This is a genomic window from Rhodococcus sp. 06-418-5, assembly GCF_002258285.1.
Lineage (GTDB): Bacteria > Actinomycetota > Actinomycetes > Mycobacteriales > Mycobacteriaceae > Rhodococcoides.
The window spans coordinates 261336-279788 of record NZ_NOYE01000031.1 but is presented as its reverse complement, the minus strand read 5'-3'; the positions used below and the strand labels follow the sequence as shown (position 1 = coordinate 279788).

Here is an 18453-nt window from a genome sequence, read left to right as displayed (position 1 = left end):
ACGGTGGTGGATCACGTTCGCGACGGTGCCTCACCGAACCGGCGAGGTAGCCTATTACTACCAACTGTGTAGTAATAGAATCGCCCTGGGGGGACCAGCATGTTCGACGACGCCTTACCTGTGAGTTCGTCCCAGGCCGACATCTGGATTGCCCAACAGTTCATGCCCGACGTGCCCTTCACCATTGCCTACTACGTCGACATCGTCGGTGCCGTCGACGTCGACGCGTTGGCCGGCTGTGGCGGCAGGGCACATCGAGAGTTCTCGTCGTCGACGATGCGCATCATCGAGGTCGACGGCACTCCGATGCAGCGATTCGAGCCTCGGGAGACCGAGGCGGTAGAGATCCTCGATTTCCGCGGACACGACCGTCCGGCCGATGCCGCCAGGAGGTGGATGGACGACGATTGCCGCACGCCCTTCTCGATGGACGGACAGCTGGTGCGCTTGCGCGTCCTCCGCGTCGGGGACGATCGCGTTTTCTGGTACACCAGAGCCCACCACATCGCGCTCGACGGCTATGCCTCGATGAAGGTGCTCGAGCGGGCGGCTGCTCTGTATGCGGCCGCGTCTTGTGGCGTCGAGCCCGAGCCGATGAATCACACTTCACCGGCTGCCCTCCTGGCCGAGGACGAGCGCTACCGCGCATCCGCCCGCGCGCGACGCGATCGCGCGCATTGGGAATGCGTCGATCTGGGCCATGTCGCGCCCTGGGGCCGAGGTGCTCAGCCTGCGTCGGTGCCGATCGTCGTCGGGGAGGATCGATCGATCTCCCTCGCCGGTCCCGGTCATGCGACCTCGACAGTGGTGATCGCAGCGTTCGCCGCGTACCTGGCGCGCATGAACGACACCGACGACGTGGATCTGTCGTTGCCGGTCTCTGCGCGGCCCACAGCACTGCTGCGTCGGGCCGGGTCGTCGTTGTCTCATGTGGTGCCGTTGCGGTTGCCGGGCGTCGGATCGGCGACGGTGAACAACGTGGTCAAGTCGGCCGAGGTGGCGATCGGAGCCGTACTTCGGCATCAGCGCAGCCGACCACCGGTGTCCGAGAGTGGACATGCAGTGCGCGCAGGGCGTTTCGGGCCGACGATCAACGTGATGATGTTCGCGAACACTGTGGCCGTCGGCGACTTCGACGGTGAGATCGACATTCTGACCACCGGCCCGGTGTCGGACCTCGCCGTCAACATCTATCCCGGTCGAGGTGGAGAGCGGCCGCGCATCGCCTTCGAGGCCAACTCGAACGTCTACACACCGAGTGACCTCGCTCGCCGCCACGAACGGTTCCTGCGTTTCCTCGACCTTTTCGCCGACTCCGGCTGCGGGGACACGGCGGTGGCGGACCTGGACCTGTTCTTGCCGGAGGAGCCGCGTGCGACACCCGCGTCGGTCGGTGCCGCCTCGACGGAGCCGGGATCGCTGAACGACGTGTTCTCGACGGTAATCACGCAGCACGGCAACCGAATTGCGATCCAGGATGGGGAGGTGTCGGTCACCTACGCAGAGTTGGACACGAGAGTCGCCGCACTCGCATCCGCATTGACTGCCCGAGGAATCGGCACCGAGGACCGGGTCGCCGTGCGCATCGGCCGATCCGTCGAGGGAGTCGTCGCGTTCTGGGCGATCGCACGAGTGGGTGCGGTGTACGTCCCGGTAGACCCCAGCCACCCCCGCGAGCGTGCGGAGTTCGTGATGCGAGACAGCGGAGCGGTGGTGGGCCTGTGCAGCGGAGGCGGCCAGTTCGGTGAGGTGGAGTGGTTGGACCTCGATGATGTTCTCGCGGAGGGTGGCCCGGGCGATGAATCCACGCCGACGGCACCGCACCGAGCGGCATACGTCATCTACACCTCCGGCTCCACCGGCACTCCCAAGGGCGTCGTCGTCACCCACGATGGCATCGCCGCTCTGGTGCAACAGATTCGGAGCAGCTACGACCTCGACGTCGAGTCACGAGTCTGTCATCTGGCCTCGCCCGGATTCGACACGGCCATCGTCGAAGTGTTGGCCGCAGCGACCGCAGGCGCGGCAGTGGTGATCGCGCCGCCGGACAGCTACGGCGGCGCAGAACTGTCGGAACTGATTGCCCGGCAAGCAATTACACATCTGCTGATCACACCCTCCGCACTGGCGACGCTGGATCCCGCAGCACTGGCGGGCGTCGGGACCATCGTCATCGGCGGTGAAGCGGCCCCGCAGGATACGGTCGACCGCTGGTCGGTGGATCGACGACTGCTCAACGCGTACGGCCCCACCGAGACGACCTGCAGTGTCACCATGACGGCGCCACTGAACCCGGGCAGCGCGGACGGAATCGGTCGAGCCATGGTGGGGGCGGTGATTCACCTCCTCGATCGAACTCTGCGGCCCGTTCCGTCGGGGGCGGTCGGCGAGATCTACATCGAGACCCTCGGCGTCGCGCGCGGATACCTCGGTCGCACGCCGGATACAGCGGCGCGCTTCGTCGCGAACCCGTTCAGCAGTGCAGGACTGCGGATGTTCCGCAGCGGAGATCGGGCGCGTCTGCGCGGCGACGGGACGCTGGAATTCCTCGGCCGCTCCGACGATCAGATCAAGATTCGAGGAAATCGCGTCGAACTGGGGGAGATCGACGCAGCGCTACGATCGCTTCCCGAGGTTGCTGCAGCGTCATCGGCTCTGCGACGCAGCCGTACCGGGGACGCCCGTATCGACGGTTACGTCGTGGCCGGCCGCAGCGAACAGGTGCTCGACACCGAACGCATTCGCCGGGATCTCGCGGGGCGATTGCCTGCCCACATGGTGCCGGCGACCATCTCGATCCTCGACGAGATTCCGCTGACGCTCAATCGCAAGGTCGATCGCGGCGCACTCCCTGTTCCCAGCCCGACCGCTCGGTCGACCGGTACTCCGATCGAGCCGTCCGGTGCCACCGAGGAAATGGTGGCGGCAGCGTTCGCACGGATCCTCGGCCGCGACGGTATCGATTGCGTGGCATCGTTCTTCGATCTCGGAGGTGACTCGTTGGCGGCGACCAGAGTCGTCGGATCGGTGCGGGCCGAGGCTTCGGTCGAGATCGGTGTGCGAGACCTCGCCGAGGCCCCGTCCGTTCAGGCCTTGGCGGCACGAATAGACGAGCGTCGTCTGGTTGGGCGGCAACAAAATTCGCGGCCCGAACGCGGAATGGCGGAGGGCGTAGTTGCAATTCCGCTCGCTCCGCAGCAACGCCACATCGATCGAAGCGCACGGCTTCCAGTATCCAACCTGCCGTTCACGGTCACGATTTCCGGGGAGTTCCACGCAGCAGCAGCCTCACAAGCGATGACCGACCTGATCGATCGGCACCACACCCTGCGGACGCACTACCCGGATGTCGACGGGGTTTCGGTGCAGGTTGTCGAGCCGGATTCGGCGAAGGCTGTACCGAACCTCGATGTTGTCGACTTCGATGACCACGCGGTGGTGCAGACGCTCGAGCACCCCTTCGACGTGCGCACCGAGTTCCCGATCCGGGCTCGCCTGTTCGCGGTTGCGCCCGACCGCCATGTACTCGCGTGCGCCGTTCACCACAGTGCGGCGGACGGTTGGTCGCTGGGGCTGTTGGCGTCGGATTTCGTCCTGGCGTATCACGCCAGGATCGCGGGCACCGCACCGTCGTGGCCCGAACTACCGCTGCAGTACGCCGATTACAGCGTCTGGGCCGCCGACCGCGACGTGTCGGCCGATCTCGACTTCTGGCGCACGGAACTGGCAGACATGCCCGGCTCGGGAGGCTTGCCGTTGGACCGACCGCGCAGGCAGGAATGGGACTTCACCGGCTCCCGCACGTCGCTTCGTTTCGATGCAGACGCCACCGAGAGAATGTCGAATCTGGCGCAACGTTGCGGGACAGGCCGATTCACCGTGCTTCGTGCGGCGCTGTTGATCTTGCTCGCAGGGACGACGAAATCGACCGACCTCGTCGTCGGAACCCCGGTGGCCGGTCGCGACGACCCGAGACTCGAGCAGCTGGTCGGTACCTTCACCAATACCGTTGCGATACGGACGGACATCGGGTCCGCAACGAGCGTCGAGGACGTTGTGCAGTCGGCTCGGGTCAGTGAACTGCGTGCCTTCGACCACGCATCGGTACCGTTCGAGGACGTCGTCGCCCACCTCGGTGCCCAGTCGACGGAGGCGCGGCACCCGATCTTCCAGGTGGCACTGTCGTTGGATGTCTTCACCGCCGCAGCCTTCGACGTCGGGGACGTGCGATTCGAGATCACGCCGCGGCCCCTCGACATCGCCAAGTGCGACCTTCACTTCCACGTCACCGAACATCGACACAGTGAAGGTGAGGCTATCGAGAGTTCGGTCGATATCGTCTATCCCACAACACTGTTCGACGCCGATACCGCGCTGAAGTTGAGCCGGTGTTTCGAGCGGATCGTGCACGCGATGATCGCAGCTCCGGACTCGGCGTGGCGGGATCTGCTCGCGATCGAACCGCCGACGTAGTTACTACACGGTGTGTAGCATGTGCGGTGCGTGAGGTGCACGCGACTTCGAAGCCAGCGGGAGAACGTATGTCCACCTTCAACGGCCTTCCGGCCCACATTCTGCTCGTTCACTTCATCGTGGTGCTGGCACCGCTGACCGCGATCCTCGCCGTCGCCGCCAGCATCTGGTCCGGCGTGCGCAGCCGGCTCGTGTGGCTCATCGCAGCCCTGGCGGTGATCACCCTGGTGCTCACTCCACTGACGACGGAGGCAGGCGAGTGGCTCGAGAAGCGTGTCCCCGAGACCGCGGCCGTCGAACAGCACACCGAGATCGGTGACTGGATGATCTACTTCTCGGTCGGCTTGGTGATCGTCGCTGCGTTGCTCGTGTTCCTGCACCTTCGTGAGCGTCGCGGCAACGCGCCTGTGCGGTGGCAGTCGATTGCAGTGGTGGTGTTGGCAGTGGTGATCGGAGCGACCACAATCGTCCAGGTGTACAGAATCGGAGAGTCCGGCGCGCGCGCCGCGTGGGACGACGTATCGGTGACCGCCGGCGATGAGTGAGCCCGAGCCGAGCCTGCACGAGCACGAACCACACGGAGATCTGTCCGGTCGGTTGAACTGGCTGCGGGCCGGGGTGCTGGGTGCCAACGATGGCATCGTCTCCACCGCCGGTCTGGTCGTCGGTGTCGCTGCTGCCACCACCGACCGCGGGTCGCTGCTGACCGCGGGCGTTGCTGGCCTTGTCGCGGGGGCCGTATCCATGGCGCTCGGGGAGTACGTGTCGGTGAGCACGCAACGTGACGCCGAACGTTCTCTGCTGATCAAGGAGCGGCGGGAACTGGCAGAAGAGCCCGAGGAGGAGTTGGCGGAACTGGCTGCGCTCTACGAGGCCAAGGGGCTCTCGACCGAGACCGCGCAGAAGGTTGCGCAGGAGCTGACCGACCACGATCCGTTTGCCGCACACGTAGACATCGAGTTGGGGATCGACCCCGATGCGCTGACCAATCCATGGCAAGCAGCCGCGTCGTCGGCGGTGTCGTTCATCAGTGGTGCGCTCTTGCCGTTGCTCTCGATCCTGCTTCTGCCTGCTTCGCAACGTGTTCCGGTCACCTTCGTCGTCGTGCTGCTCGCTCTGGCGTTGACCGGAACCATCAGCGCGCGCCTCGGTGGAGCGCCGAGTCGCCCGGCGGTGACTCGAATCGTGATCGGTGGCGCGATCGCGATGGCGGTAACCTACGCGATCGGCCAACTGGCGGGCGTCGCGGGTATCTGAGATCAGCGAAAGATCGCTGTCGCCGCTTCGCCGGTTTCCGGTGCGATGACGTCCTGGACGACGTCGAACAGCGATACCGAGATGACCGCGAACGTCAGAATCAAGATCATTCCGGCGGCGAAGACTCGGCGATCCTGACGCGACGGCGGTGGTTCGCTCAGGGCCCGCACCCGGCGTACGACATCTCCGCCCGTGCCGGCGAGGGTGCGCGGACCCCGCTCGACGTGGGCACGCAGTAGAGCGATTCTGGCGATGGCGGACAACGTGTCCGGACGACTGTGTGCCGCTGCGCTCTCGTCCGCATGACGCTCCGCAGCGTGGCGCACCCTGGCGGCGATCGGTTGCAGGATCGGATCGAATTGCGTTGCGATCTCGCACATCTGGATCCAGAAGCTGTGGCGGTGTCGAAGATGCGCATGTTCGTGCTCGATCACTGCGCGTAACTCGTTGTCCGACAGCGCCTGTGCAAGTCCCGTCGTGATCACGACGGCACCGCCGCCGGAAGGAACGGCGAACGCGTCGGGCATGTCGGTCTCGACGAGCACGACGCCGCCCGATTCCCGTGCCTGTGCCCCGAACTCGGATGCGATGGACGACCCCACGGCGACGCGTCGAACATGTTGTGTCACTTCGAGAATGCGCCACAGAATCCATACGGCGATACCGGCACCCAGCGCTACCGATGCGATCTCGCCCGACGCCAGCAGCACCGCCGCGAGTGCCGCCATCGACGACAGGACCGCGAAGGCGGTGATCACGGACAGCAGCGGAAACAGGACGACGGCGGTCTGTGGGTTCAGTCGCCGGTCGATGTGCTCGGATCCGAATCGGAGACCGATCGACAGCAGCCACGGGAGGGCCGCGACGACCAGCAGGAGGGTCATGGCCGAGTCTCGTCGGCCTTCGCCAACAGGCTGCGCAGCGTTGCCTCGTCCTCGGGGTCGAGTGAGGCGACGAAGCTGGCCAGCACGTCGGCGCGTTCTGGTCTGGCTCCGAGTTCGGTGCGCATGCGCATTGCAGCCCGAAGCGCGGGGATCTCGTCGACCGGAGCGTTGAGGGTGTAGACGAAGGACCGCCCACGGCGCTCGCGATCGACGAGGCCTTTGCCGTGCAAACGCACCAGTGCGGTCATGACGGTGGTGTGGGCCAGGTCGGACCCGAGATGCTCGCGAGCCTGGGCCACCGACAGTTCCGTGTGCGCGCCGAGCAACTCGAGGATCGATTCCTCCAACTGTCCGGACGCTCTACGCACTGCACTTCCTCACTCCAGTCGATTACTTCGAGGATAGGCCACGTTCACGCCCGTCTTCGAGGCGTGGATATGTCACTTATCTAGCGGGCGGCGTGATCGTGTAATACTCTTGGCCCTGTCGGACCACCACCTCGAGGACTACTCATGGGCGTCGAAGCCAATACTCGCGCGATAGAGAAGAACGTCGTCACCGACTTCAGTGACCGCATGAGCTACAGCTCGTACCTGGACCTCGACACTCTTCTCAGCGCCCAGAAGCCGGTGAGTAAACCGGAGCATCACGACGAACTGCTGTTCATCATTCAGCACCAGACCACCGAGCTGTGGCTCAAGCTGGTCATTCACGAGACGCTGGCCGCCAGAGCGGCTCTGGACGTCGACGACATCGGCACCGCACTCAAGTGTGTCGCCCGGGTCAAACACATCCAGAAGACACTGACCGAGCAGTGGTCGGTGCTGGCGACATTGACCCCGACGGAGTACTCGCAGTTCCGCGACTTCCTCGGTAACTCGTCGGGTTTCCAGTCGTATCAGTACCGGGCGGTGGAATTCGTGCTCGGCAACAAGAATGCGGGCATGCTGAAGGTCTTCGAGTCGGATCCGGCTGCGCATGAGCTGCTGTCGACGCTGTTGCACCAGCCGAGCCTGTACGACACATTGTGGCAGTCGCTGGCGCGGCAGGGGTACGACGTACCGGCATCAGCCCTCGATCGCGACGTCACTGCGGCATACACGTTCAACGAGGACCTGATGCCGCTGATCACATTCGTCTACGAGAACCACACCGAGCACTGGGCGGTGTACGAGGCCTTCGAGGAGTTCGTCGATCTGGAGGAGAACTTCCAGCTCTGGCGCTTCCGTCACATGCGGACGGTGCTCCGTACCATCGGAATGAAGCGCGGAACCGGTGGATCGAGTGGAGTCGGATTTCTGCAGAAGGCGCTCGAGCTCACCTTCTTTCCCGAATTGCTGGCTGTGAGAACGGATATCGGACGATGATGCAACGCGTAGACGAACTGGACGCCCAGGATCCACTCCGTAGCTACCGCGACAGATTCCTCGGTAGCGACGACCCGTCGATCAGCGCGTATCTCGATGGAAACTCGTTGGGCCGGCCTACCAAGGCCAGCGTCGAACGGATCAACACCTTCATGACCGACGCCTGGGGTGGACGCCTGATCCGCGGCTGGGACGAGCAGTGGTTCGACCTGCCCGTCACCATCGGCGACGCCCTGGCCGACGCCACCCTGGGAGCCGCGCCCGGGCAGACCACGATCGGCGATTCGACGACGGTGTTGCTGTACAAGCTGGCACGGGCGGCGATCGCCATGCGGCCGGGTCGCACCGAGATCGTCATCGACCGCGACAACTTTCCGACCGATCGCTATCTTCTCGAAGGCATTGCGGCGGAATCGAACATGACGCTGCGATGGATCGAGACCGATCGCCGCGGTGGCGTCACGTCGGAACAACTCGCCGAAGTGGTGGGGGAGAACACCGCGCTGGTGGTGATCACCCACGTTGCCTACCGTTCCGGCTTCCTCGTCGACGTGGCCGAGGCGACGCGTATCACGCACGAGGCCGGCGCACTGATGCTGCTGGACGTGTGCCATTCCGTCGGCTCGGTGCCGCTCGAATTCGAGTCCTGGGGAGTGGATCTGGCCGTCGGGTGCACCTACAAGTACCTCAACGGCGGTCCCGGATCGCCCGCGTTCGCGTACGTGCGCAGTGATCTTCAGGGCGAGTTCGTCCAGCCGATCTGGGGCTGGATGGGTCGGGCCGATCCGTTCGAGATGGCGCAGGGTTACGTTCCGGCACAGGGTATTCGACGGGTCATCAGTGGAACGCCGTCGGTGTTCGGCATGATCGCGATGCAGGACACCATCGAGATGATCGCCGAGGTGGGGATGGACGCGATACGCGCGAAGTCCGTTGCGCTCACCGAGTATGCCCTCGAACTGGTGCGTGAGATGTTGGTGCCGTTGGGAGTGGAGATCGCCTCACCCGAGGATTCGACGCGACGCGGCGGGCACGTCACCATCGACCATCCCGAGTTCGAGGCCATCACCGCTCGTCTGTGGAAGCGAGGCGTCATCCCGGATTACCGAGCGCCACAGGGTATTCGACTGGGGTTGAGCCCACTGAGTACCTCCTACCGTGAGGTGTATCTGGGAATTGTGGCGATCCGTGACGAACTCCGCGCCTAGCACCACTGGGGCCATCCTCGACGACTTCGACTCTCGCCCGGGCAGCGCCACCTCGTTGGTGCGCACGGTGATCGGGGCCTATGTTCGGCCCCTCGGAGGGTGGTTTGCCATCGCCGACTTCGTCGTGTGGATGGATGCGCTCGGAGTGGCACCGGAGAGTACGCGCATCGCGATGACCAGGCTGAAGAAGAAGGGCGTCGTCGAATCCGATAATCGTGAGGGCCGCACCGGCTATCGCATCACCGAGCAGGCCGACACCATGTTCGCGCGCGGTGACGGTCGGATCTTCGGGTTCCGTCGGATGGCCGACGGCGATCCGTTCCGGCTCATCTCGTTCACCATTCCGGAGACGCAACGTGCCGCGCGCCACCAACTGAGGCGCCGACTCACCGCAATCGGATGCGGAACGGTCTCACCCGGTTTGTGGATCGCGCCCGAATACCTCGCGGGTGAGGCGGGCGACATCATCGACGCATTGGAGTTGTCGGAATACGTGACGAGCTTCGTGGCCTCCGAGGTAGCGCCACCCGCCACACTGCGTGAGAGCGCCGCCCAGTGGTGGGACCTGGCGGGCATCGCCGATCGGCATCGGGCATTCCTTGCCGCTCACGACGGCGGGTCGCCGGCCCGGAACCCCCGCGACGCGTTCGTCACGTTCGTGCCGTTGCTCGACGAGTGGCGCGTCATTCCCTACGTCGACCCGGGCCTGCCTCCGTGCATGACACCGGAGGACTGGCCGGGGACCCGGGCCGTCGCGACTTTCGATGCGGCGCGTGAGCGCTACCTGGAGATCAGTCGGGTATGGGTCGATACGACGGTTCGCGCTTCTTGATGTACGAGATGACGCGATACGTGATCGGCATGACGATGACCTCGGCCAGGGTCTTCCACAGGAATCCGACGATGACGTAGTTGATGAAGTCGGTCCAGGTGCTGATGCCGATGACTCCGGCGGCAATGGAGCAGAAGATCAGGGTGTCGAAGAATTCGCCGACGATGGTCGACCCGATCAGTCGCGCCCACAGGTGCTTTTCCTTGGTGCGTTCCTTGATCTTGACCAGGACGACCGAGTTCAGGAGCTGCCCGACGGTATAGCCGGCGAGACCGGCGAGAACGAGGCGGGGGACGACTCCGACGACGGTTTCGAGGGCCTCTTGGTTCTCGTAGAAGGACGCGGCGGGAAGTTCGATGGCGATCCAGAAGCATACCGAGGTGAGCAGCAACGATCCGAAGCCGAGGTAGATCGCGCGGCGTGCGGCCTTGAAGCCGTACACCTCGCTGAGGACGTCTCCGAGGATGTAGGCGAGGGGGAACAGAAAGAATGCGCCGTCGGTGTTGATCGGCAGGATTTGGAAGGGTCCGAGCATGACGTCGGACGAGGCGAAGAAGGCGACACCTTTGCTGGCGGCCACATTCGAGATCAGCAGCGTCGCGACGAAGAGCGCGACGATGGTGGGGTAGTAACCCCGGCTGATGTGAGCGAATGTGGCCTGCCCAGACTCGGTGCCGCCGTCGGGGGCGGTGTGTTCGGTAGTAGTCACCGCTCGATCCAAGCACCGAGACGACGATGGGCGCGAATCCCGGGTGAGGGATGCGCGCCCATCGAGGCGTATCACCGGTCAGGCGACGCGGCCGCCCACGGTGACGCGGTAGGCGTAGGTGCCGGCGATGATCGTGATCGGAATGGTCACCAGAAGACCGATGCCGATCAGGATTGCGCCGACGATGTTGAGGCCGAACAGGGCGAGCGCGAGGACGAAGATGGTCCCGCCGTTCGATGCGATCGCCTTGGCGCTGGCCTTGATGGCGGGGATCGGCTCGTCGCCGCGGTCGATGACGAACTGGAAGGTCCACCACGTGAAGAACGTGACGACGAGTCCTGGGATGACCAACAAGATGTAGCCGATGCCGGTTGCGATGCCCACGAGGACGCCGGCGATGACGATGGCGAAGACGTTGTTGAACTGGAAGAAGGACCCGAAAGCGGGCTTGATCCCGTCCACCTCGTGCAGAGCGCCGCGGACGAGTGCCGCCTGAATGAGGAGGGCGACGACTCCGACGATGACGCTGAAGATCAAGCTGAGGACGAAGTTGTCGGAGGTCAGCACGAAGTTCAGGACGCCCTGGATGATCGCGGCGATCAGGACGATGCCGATCCAGACGAGGGCGTTCTGCTTGAACTTCTCGAAGCCGTATCCGATGGCGGAACCGACCGACAACTGCGTCGGCATCGGCGACTCACCGAACGACGGAGGCGGCGGGTAGTTGCCCTGTGGAGGCGGCGGGTAGTTCCCGGGTGGTGGGTAGTTGCCCTGCGGGGGTGGCGGGTAATTGCCGGGTGGTGGGTAGCCGCCCTGCGGGGGCGGTGGGTAGTTGCCCTGGGGAGGTGGTGGGTAACCGCCCTGCGGCGGCGGATAGCCACCGGGGTTCTGTGGATCCTTGTCGGGGTCGTAACCGCCTGAGGTCATCGTGTCCTTCTCCCTCGGGAAGAGTTGTCGCGGTCACTGTACGTCCGATCGATCCCGAGTTGGGTCCCGTCACATTGCAACGTGATCTCGATCGGTTCGTGGATCAGGGATTCGCGGGGTCGAACACCCACGGTTCGCGGGGTACCTGCGTCGGCTTCCACCGCTCGAGTAATTCCTCGGCGTTCTCTACGTCGGGCACACCGAGGGAAGTGGTGATGAGTGCCCACGCGTCGGGTCGTTCGCGTAGCGTCACCGCGCCGTCTCGTTTGGCCAGACGCTTGCCCTCGACGTTGAGCGCGAGGGGAACGTGGACGTACGTCGCGGGGGTGAGGCCGAGGAGCTGAGCGAGGTAGCCCTGTCGCGGCGCGGAGGTGAGCAGGTCGTCGCCGCGCACGATCTGATCGACGCCCTGCGCGCCATCGTCGACGACGACAGCCAGGTTGTAGGCGGGCACGCCATCGGATCGACGCAGGACGAAGTCGTCCACCTGCCCCCGAAACAGTCCGTGCAGCTGATCGACGATGGTGAATTCGGTTACCTGTGAACGCAATCGAATGGCAGGTGGGCGGTCCTTCGCTGCTCTCTGGTTTGCGGTGAGGTCGCGGCAGGTTCCGGGATACGCGCCGTCGGGAGCATGCGGGGCGGAGGCGGCCTGGAGGATTTCCCGACGCGTGCAGAAACACTCGTACGTCAGCCCGGCTGCGGTCAGCGTGCGAATCGTGGCGTCGTAAATTTCCCGACGCTCGGATTGCCGCATGATCGGCCCGTCCCAGTCGATTCCGATGGCGGCGAGGTCGTCGAGTTGCCGCTGCTCCGAGCCGGGTTTGACGCGATCGAGGTCTTCGACGCGCATCACGAACCGCCGTTCGGTGGAGCGGGCGAAGAGCCAAGCCAGAACCGCGGTTCGGAGATTGCCGAGATGCAGATCGCCCGAAGGACTGGGAGCGAAGCGTCCGGCGGGCACGGGGACAACCTTAGGTCGAGTGCCGCAGAAGTTGCTCGAGGTGCAGCAGTGAGGTCGCCTCGAGGTCCGGCGCGGTGAAGTGCTGCGGGTAGGTGGTGCCGGTGCGGTTGATCCAGGCCGTGGACAGTCCGGCACGGTGGGCACCGTCGATGTCCCAGGGGTGGACGGCGACGAGCATGGCCTCGTGGGGTTCGACGCCGCACCGATCGAGTGCGTATCGGTACGACTGTCCGGCGGGCTTCCATGCCCCGGCTTGGTCGACGGACAGCAGCATCTCTGCGTGTTCCAAAACTCCGGCACCTTCGAGCAGTTTTCGAGCAACGCCGACCGCGCCGTTGCTCAGGGTGATCAGCCGAATCTCGAGTGCAGCCAGTGCTCTGATGCCGTCTGCTACGTCGGGATGCACGTCCAGGCTCATGAAACCGCCCATGATGTGCTCGACGGCGTCGTCGATCTCCCGATTCAGCGCCTCAGGTTGCAGCATCACTGCAAGCAGACCGGCTGCGACGTCCGCGAATGGCCGCGCCGCGCCGGCGGCGGTGAGGGCGAAGCCGTCACGCAGGACACTCGCGAACCACAGCGATGCGAGTTCGGCGGGGGCTCCCACGTCGGCGAAGCGCTCCGACAACGGCGACATGTCGGACAGTGTTTCGTTGACGTCGAAGACGATCACGCGTGGTCGACGCAGCGCAGGCGAGACGTTCGGGTTGTCGGGATCGGTCACGAACTGAGCTCCTTGTGGTGGTTCTCTTTTTCCTGGGCAACGACGACGCCGCATTCCCGGAAACGTCGATCGGTGTCGCTTCCGAGCTCGTCCATCGCGCCAGTATCGCAGCACGCTCCGGTAGGTAGATGGTTGACAAAGCAACTACTTCGGGTACGGTCGAAGTTGTTGACATCGCAACGACTTGCAGGCCGACGGCGCACGTTGCCGAAGCGCCCGGTGAGACGTCAAGAAGTCACGTCCGCCGAGGGCCGACCTGCTCCGCATACCGAAAGGCGTCATCACATGACCAAGATCGCGATCATCTACTACTCGGCAACCGGTCACGGGGCCACCATGGCGAACAAGCTCGCCGACGCAGCCACAGCAGCGGGAGCGGAGGTCCGCGTGCGGCACATCGCAGAGACACGTGACCCGAGCACCTTTGCCGAGAACCCCGCCTGGACGGCGCAGTACGAAGCAACAAAGGATCTTCCGGCTGCCAGCGGCGACGACATCGTCTGGGCCGACGGCGTCATCTTCGGATCGCCGACGCGTTTCGGTAGCACCGCGGGACAGTTCCAGACCTTCATGGACTCGCTCGGTGGCTACTGGGCCAAGGGGCAACTTGCGGACAAGGCGTACGCCGCGTTCACCTCCAGCCAGACTTTGCATGGCGGCCAGGAGACGACGCTCACCGGTTTGTACACCTCGCTGATGCACTTCGGCGGCGTCCTGGTCCCGCCCGGATACACCGACGGTCTGAAGTTCGCCGACGGCAACCCCTATGGCGTCAGCCATGTGACCGGGGGCGACAACCAGAACGAACTGGAGGATGCCACGCTTGCGGCCCTCGAGCACATGGCCACCCGCGTGGTCACCGTCGCAACGGCATTGTCGCGGTGAGCAGGACGAGCGGCTCGTAGCTCCATCACTCGGCATCGGGTCACTCAGGGCGGGTTGTGTCCTGGGTGACCCGATGCGATGGATGCGACGAGTTGCTCGATGACCGCTCGCGAGCCTGCCGGTGACCCCGCGTGCGTCAGCAACCCCTCGACGACGAACGTGCTGATGCGGAGCATGGCGTCGGCCGCGTCACCGGACAGGCCTCGGAAAGACCCTCAACCCCTTCGAACTGTGAGATGCGCTCGCCGGCCTGGTACAGAACAACAGCATCGACCGCATACCGAGCGCTCATCGAGTTCGGCCACGTTCTCTGCGATCGCCCCACTCACGAACTCAATGCGTGACAACGAACCTCGCCCCACGCGGAATCTGCAACCCCACCGCATCCCCGACCCGCAACGCAGACCCCGCCGCCAACTCCACTTTCACAGTCAATGACCCCACGGTCACATCCGCGATGCTGCGAAACCCGGTCGGACGCAGGTTGGAAACAACCCCACGAATCCCGTTGCCATCCAGAGTGATCAGCTCGTGTCGCACCAGTAACACGGCAGGCCCGGCGGGCAGGGAAACTCCCTCGACCTCCAACTCCCCGAGCTCGGAGCGATGGACTCCAACTCCGTCCCACTCGCCTTCGATTTCGTTCATCCCGCCCATCAGTCGCGAGACCGCCAGGGTGCTCGGCCGGGTGTAGGCCGTCGCGATATCGGAGTGATGCTCCAATCGGCCGTCGATGAGCACCGCGACCGAATCGGCCAGCACCGCCGCTTCCTGCTGATCGTGAGTGACGAGCAGCAGAGTCTGATCCAACGTCGAACGCAGTTCGCGAACCAGGTCGTGCATCTCGGTGCGCAACAACGGATCCAGTGCACTGAAGGGCTCGTCCAACAACAACACGCGCGGGGAGCCGGCGAGCGAACGCGCCAACGCCACCCGCTGAGCCTGCCCGCCCGATACCTCGGACACCGCACGACCTCCGATATCGCCGAGGTGGACCAGGTCCAGGTACTCCCGGGCACGTTCGCGCGACCGCTTGCGACTGTCCCCGGCGGCGCGGTAGGCGAAGCCGATGTTGTCGAGTACCGACATGTGCGGGAACAACATCGGACGCTGGAACACCATGCCGACCCCGCGATTTTCGGCCGCGACGTCGTTCACCTCGTGTCCGTCGATGCGCACCGTGCCGGCAGTGGGTGAATCGAGTCCCGCGATGAGTCGTAGTGCAGTGCTCTTGCCCGATCCCGACGGCCCGAGAATCGCCGTGCACGAACCCGGTAACACGGTGAGATCCAACGAATCCAACGCCGCAACCGATTGACCGGCATGGACTTTCGTGAGTCCGTGAACGGACAGTTCGACGCTCATCGTGCACTCCTACGACGCAACCGGGCCAGCATGAGCACCAGCAACAGCGGCGGCACCACGGCGGCGACCGACAGCGCGGCCACCACCGAATCGTTGCCGGTCCCGGCAGCGAACGAGGCGACGAGAATGGGCACGGTGACCAGTCTGCCTCCACCGATCAGCAGGGTTATCACGTAGTCGCTCCACGCCACGAGGAATGCGAGCAACGCCGCCCCCGCCAACGCCGGAGCCAACAGCGGAATGCGAATCCGTCTCAGCACCATGGCATTCGACGCACCGAGTGTGCGAGCTTCTTCCTCGTAGCCGATGTCGTACGCGCCGAATGCCACTCGCATCAGATACGTCGTGTACGGAATGGCCGTGACGGTCAGCAGAGCGATCACCGCCACCGTGCTCGGAATGCGCGAGCGCAGCACCAGAACGTCGAGCCCCAACGCCACGGCGAACGGGGGTAGAGCCACAGGCGCGAAAAGAACACCGGCCACGACAGCAGGAAGGCGCACGGTACCGTTCACCAGGGCGCGAGCGGCCAGTGCGCCCAATGGCGTTGCGATGGCGGCGACGGCGAGAGCGAGAAGCGTCGAGCGCATGAAAGCATCGGTACCCCCGGCATCGAGGGCGCTGCGAACGCCGTCGAATCCCCATTCCTGGGGAACCGAACCGGGAAACGACCAGCGATTGCTGATGGCCCACAGGACAACCGGAATCAGCGGCAGCAGGAACCACAGGACCAGCACGGCCCGGCCGGCGCAAGGAGGAACGCGATTCATTTCCACGCTGCCGATCTGCGCAGATAATGCAGTGCCACCGCGGCCACGACCACCGTCAGAGCGGTGGCAACGGTCGCCGCAGCAGCAGCCTGCGGACGCGTCTCGAGATCGATCGACGTGAACAGGCGAATCGCCATCACCGACAACGGCTCCGGATACGGGCGACCCAGAATACGGGCCACCTCGTACGAGCCGACCGTGTAGGCGAACGCGATGGCCGCCGACGCGATCAGTGCGGGCCGAGCCAACGGCAGCGTGACCAAACGGAGCCGAGCCCACCGGCCTGCGCCGAGGGTTGCGGCCGTCTCGTCGAATGCTGCTATTCGGGTGGCGAGCGTGCCCGCCACGACGACGGCCACGAAAGCCGATTCCTTCCAGGCGTATTCGAGGACCACGGCGATCCACCACTTCCCACCGACCAATTCCGGCCAGCCACCGTCGGTCATTCCGAGAATGCGGGGCAGCATCCCCGAATCGGCCAGCAACAATGCCATCGCGGCGGCACCGATCAGGTGCGGCACCGTGACCGTCACGCCGGCCGCGACCAACGCGGCGCGTCCACCCGACAAGGCCGTCAGTGCAACGGCCAGCCCGATCACCGCGGCAAGAGCCGTCGAGACGATGGCAATCGACAGCGTCAGCCCCAATGAGCGCCACAGGTCACCGCCGAGCGCCGAATACGCGCCGACCGACAATTCGGGGGTGCCGACCAACGGCATCAGACCCAGGCTCTGCAGCACCACCGTCCCGAGACCGCCGCCGACGACGAGAACGACCAACACGACGGCAGGCAGCACCGCCGCCGTGCCGCGAAAGCTCTTCGTGGACGCGCTCACTGACCGGCGAGCACGCTTCGGCGCCAACCCTCGTCGAGCGGCGAGACCCAGTCCGCCGAGAGTTCGGGATGCGCATTGGCCGACAACTCCTCGTAGGAGGGCAGCACCGTCGAACTCGGCAACGCCTCGAACTGCGCGCGAGACTCCGGCGTCAACCGATCCAGATCGAGAACGGTGAATTGACCCCACACGTCCGGCGTCGCCTTCGCGAGTTGTTGCTCGGGCGACAACGCGAGATTGGCGACCACCTGTGCCGCCGCCGACTTCCCCGACGTCGACGGAATGGCAAGGAAACTCGCATTCCCGACGGTTCCCTCGTCGAGAGTCAGGACGCGAGTCTCCGGCGGGAAGGTGCCGTCGGCGACGAGTTTCGGGAGGGTCGCGGGGCCGTACGTCATGGTCATGTCCACCTGACCGCCGGCGTAGAGGGCGTCGAGCTCGGAGGAGGACTGTGGATACGTCGTGCCTTCTCGCCAGAGTGACGGGGCGAGCTCGTTCAGTCGATCGAACAGAGCCGGGGCCAAGCGGTCGTAGGAGTCCTGATCGAACCGAGCGGGTACCTCGTCGACGCCGCCCGAGGCATTGATCAACGCCTCACGCAGAAACACCGATCCGGTGAAGTCCGGGGGAGCGGGGTAAGTGAAGCGGCCCGGGTTCGCGCGAGCCCAGTCGAGCACGCCGTCGAATGTCGTCGGCGGATCGGGGATGGCCGCCGCGTTGTAGACCAATGTGAATTGCGCCTTGTGCCAGGGTGATTCGCAGTTATCGACCGGTGTGCCGAAGTCGTCGAGCAACAGTGGATCCTCGGGATCGGTCAGTTCCATGTTCGGCAGGTTCTGCGTCCACCCGCACAGCCACGCGCCCGCCTGCTTGCCGGTGCCGAAGTTCGCGCCGTTGACCCACACCAGGTCCACTTCGCCGTCGGTGACCCCGGCCTGCCGCTCGGACAGGATGCGGTTGACGGCATCGGTGGTCGATTCCACCGGTACGCGCCGCAGTGTGACGCCTTCCTCGGCCGCCGCGGGCGTGAGCACATCGTCGACGTAGGCGTTGCCCTGCTCGTCACCGCCGTACATCCACAGCGAGACGGTCTGTCCTTGCGCCTGCTGTTCGATCTCGCTCCACGACTGCGCCTCGGCAATCGGTGCTTCCGATGATGGCGCTGCGCATGCGGTCAGCAGTAGCCCTGCGCTCGCCGCGATCGTCACTGCGCACCGTACTGAACGAATCACCGTGGGCCCTCCAGATCAAC

18 protein-coding genes are annotated in these 18453 nt (G+C 64.9%); 7 read left to right on the top strand and 11 right to left on the bottom strand.

The genetic code is table 11. The features are described 5' to 3' along the window. The first annotated feature begins 120 nt into the window (after nt 1-120). The 3 genes from CH274_RS22655 (at nt 121) to CH274_RS22645 (ending at nt 5730) form a co-directional block, all read left to right on the top strand. Nucleotides 121-4473 (top strand): non-ribosomal peptide synthetase, encoded by a 4353-nt coding sequence (locus CH274_RS22655; RefSeq protein WP_256993671.1) that lies wholly within the window; start codon nt 121-123, stop codon nt 4471-4473. 68 nt (nt 4474-4541) lie between these two features. Next, nucleotides 4542-5018, top strand: a complete 477-nt coding sequence (locus CH274_RS22650) for a DUF2231 domain-containing protein (RefSeq protein WP_032395336.1) — start codon at nt 4542-4544, stop codon at nt 5016-5018. After that, complete coding sequence (locus CH274_RS22645; RefSeq protein WP_094658990.1) at nt 5011-5730, top strand: VIT1/CCC1 transporter family protein; 720 nt, start codon at nt 5011-5013, stop codon at nt 5728-5730. Before CH274_RS22650 ends, CH274_RS22645 begins: the two co-directional genes overlap by 8 nt. Before the next feature lie 2 nt (nt 5731-5732). Here the strand turns inward: CH274_RS22645 and CH274_RS22640 are convergent, their stop codons facing one another. Both CH274_RS22640 and CH274_RS22635 read right to left on the bottom strand, forming a co-directional pair. Continuing rightward, nucleotides 5733-6614, bottom strand: coding sequence for a M56 family metallopeptidase (locus CH274_RS22640; protein ID WP_094658989.1), 882 nt, complete (start codon nt 6612-6614; stop codon nt 5733-5735). After that, the gene (locus CH274_RS22635; RefSeq protein WP_032395333.1) at nt 6611-6982 is read right to left on the bottom strand and encodes a BlaI/MecI/CopY family transcriptional regulator; all 372 of its coding nucleotides are present in this window, start codon (nt 6980-6982) and stop codon (nt 6611-6613) included. The genes CH274_RS22640 and CH274_RS22635 overlap by 4 nt, the downstream gene beginning before the upstream one ends. Before the next feature lie 144 nt (nt 6983-7126). Between CH274_RS22635 and CH274_RS22630 the strand changes: the two genes are divergently transcribed. Genes CH274_RS22630 through CH274_RS22620 form a run of 3 tightly spaced genes read left to right on the top strand, consistent with a single transcriptional unit; the run spans nt 7127 to nt 10021 of the window. Continuing rightward, nucleotides 7127-7981 (top strand): tryptophan 2,3-dioxygenase, encoded by an 855-nt coding sequence (locus CH274_RS22630; RefSeq protein ID WP_094658988.1) that lies wholly within the window; start codon nt 7127-7129, stop codon nt 7979-7981. Continuing rightward, complete coding sequence (gene kynU, locus CH274_RS22625; RefSeq protein ID WP_094659155.1) at nt 7981-9189, top strand: kynureninase; 1209 nt, start codon at nt 7981-7983, stop codon at nt 9187-9189. Before CH274_RS22630 ends, kynU begins: the two co-directional genes overlap by 1 nt. Continuing rightward, nucleotides 9170-10021: a PaaX family transcriptional regulator gene (locus CH274_RS22620; RefSeq protein ID WP_094658987.1), complete on the top strand. Its 852-nt coding sequence runs from the start codon at nt 9170-9172 to the stop codon at nt 10019-10021. Before kynU ends, CH274_RS22620 begins: the two co-directional genes overlap by 20 nt. Here the strand turns inward: CH274_RS22620 and CH274_RS22615 are convergent. From CH274_RS22615 to CH274_RS22600, 4 genes are all read right to left on the bottom strand, one after another. After that, nucleotides 9981-10730: a queuosine precursor transporter gene (locus CH274_RS22615; protein ID WP_094632082.1), complete on the bottom strand. Its 750-nt coding sequence runs from the start codon at nt 10728-10730 to the stop codon at nt 9981-9983. The two genes, CH274_RS22620 and CH274_RS22615, sit on opposite strands and share 41 nt — an antisense overlap. A gap of 78 nt (nt 10731-10808) precedes the next feature. Beyond that, nucleotides 10809-11657, bottom strand: a complete 849-nt coding sequence (locus CH274_RS22610) for a hypothetical protein (RefSeq protein ID WP_094658986.1) — start codon at nt 11655-11657, stop codon at nt 10809-10811. A gap of 103 nt (nt 11658-11760) precedes the next feature. Beyond that, on the bottom strand, nt 11761-12621 hold the full coding sequence (gene gluQRS / locus CH274_RS22605; RefSeq protein WP_094658985.1) for a tRNA glutamyl-Q(34) synthetase GluQRS: 861 nt from the start codon (nt 12619-12621) through the stop codon (nt 11761-11763). Between the two features lie 10 nt (nt 12622-12631). Continuing rightward, entirely contained in the window at nt 12632-13345 is a 714-nt protein-coding gene (locus CH274_RS22600) for a haloacid dehalogenase type II (protein ID WP_256993670.1), read from the bottom strand. A gap of 285 nt (nt 13346-13630) precedes the next feature. Here CH274_RS22600 and wrbA point away from each other — a divergent pair, with 285 nt between their 5' ends. Beyond that, entirely contained in the window at nt 13631-14230 is a 600-nt protein-coding gene (gene wrbA / locus CH274_RS22595) for an NAD(P)H:quinone oxidoreductase (RefSeq protein WP_032395327.1), read from the top strand. 44 nt (nt 14231-14274) lie between these two features. Here wrbA and CH274_RS22590 read toward each other — a convergent pair whose 3' ends face one another. The 5 genes from CH274_RS22590 to CH274_RS22570 form a co-directional block, all read right to left on the bottom strand. Further along, nucleotides 14275-14406 carry a hypothetical protein gene (locus CH274_RS22590; RefSeq protein WP_256993669.1) on the bottom strand — a complete coding sequence of 44 codons (132 nt, stop codon included), beginning with the start codon at nt 14404-14406 and terminating at the stop codon, nt 14275-14277. Nucleotides 14407-14563: 157 nt separating this feature from the next. Continuing rightward, nucleotides 14564-15595 (bottom strand): ABC transporter ATP-binding protein, encoded by a 1032-nt coding sequence (locus tag CH274_RS22585; protein WP_094658983.1) that lies wholly within the window; start codon nt 15593-15595, stop codon nt 14564-14566. Next, nucleotides 15592-16365 carry an ABC transporter permease gene (locus CH274_RS22580; protein ID WP_094658982.1) on the bottom strand — a complete coding sequence of 258 codons (774 nt, stop codon included), beginning with the start codon at nt 16363-16365 and terminating at the stop codon, nt 15592-15594. The genes CH274_RS22585 and CH274_RS22580 overlap by 4 nt, the downstream gene beginning before the upstream one ends. Continuing rightward, nucleotides 16362-17201: an ABC transporter permease subunit gene (locus tag CH274_RS22575; protein ID WP_094658981.1), complete on the bottom strand. Its 840-nt coding sequence runs from the start codon at nt 17199-17201 to the stop codon at nt 16362-16364. The genes CH274_RS22580 and CH274_RS22575 overlap by 4 nt, the downstream gene beginning before the upstream one ends. Then, on the bottom strand, nt 17198-18409 hold the full coding sequence (locus CH274_RS22570; RefSeq protein WP_179275826.1) for an ABC transporter substrate-binding protein: 1212 nt from the start codon (nt 18407-18409) through the stop codon (nt 17198-17200). Before CH274_RS22570 ends, CH274_RS22575 begins: the two co-directional genes overlap by 4 nt. Between the last annotated feature and the right edge of the window lie 44 nt (nt 18410-18453).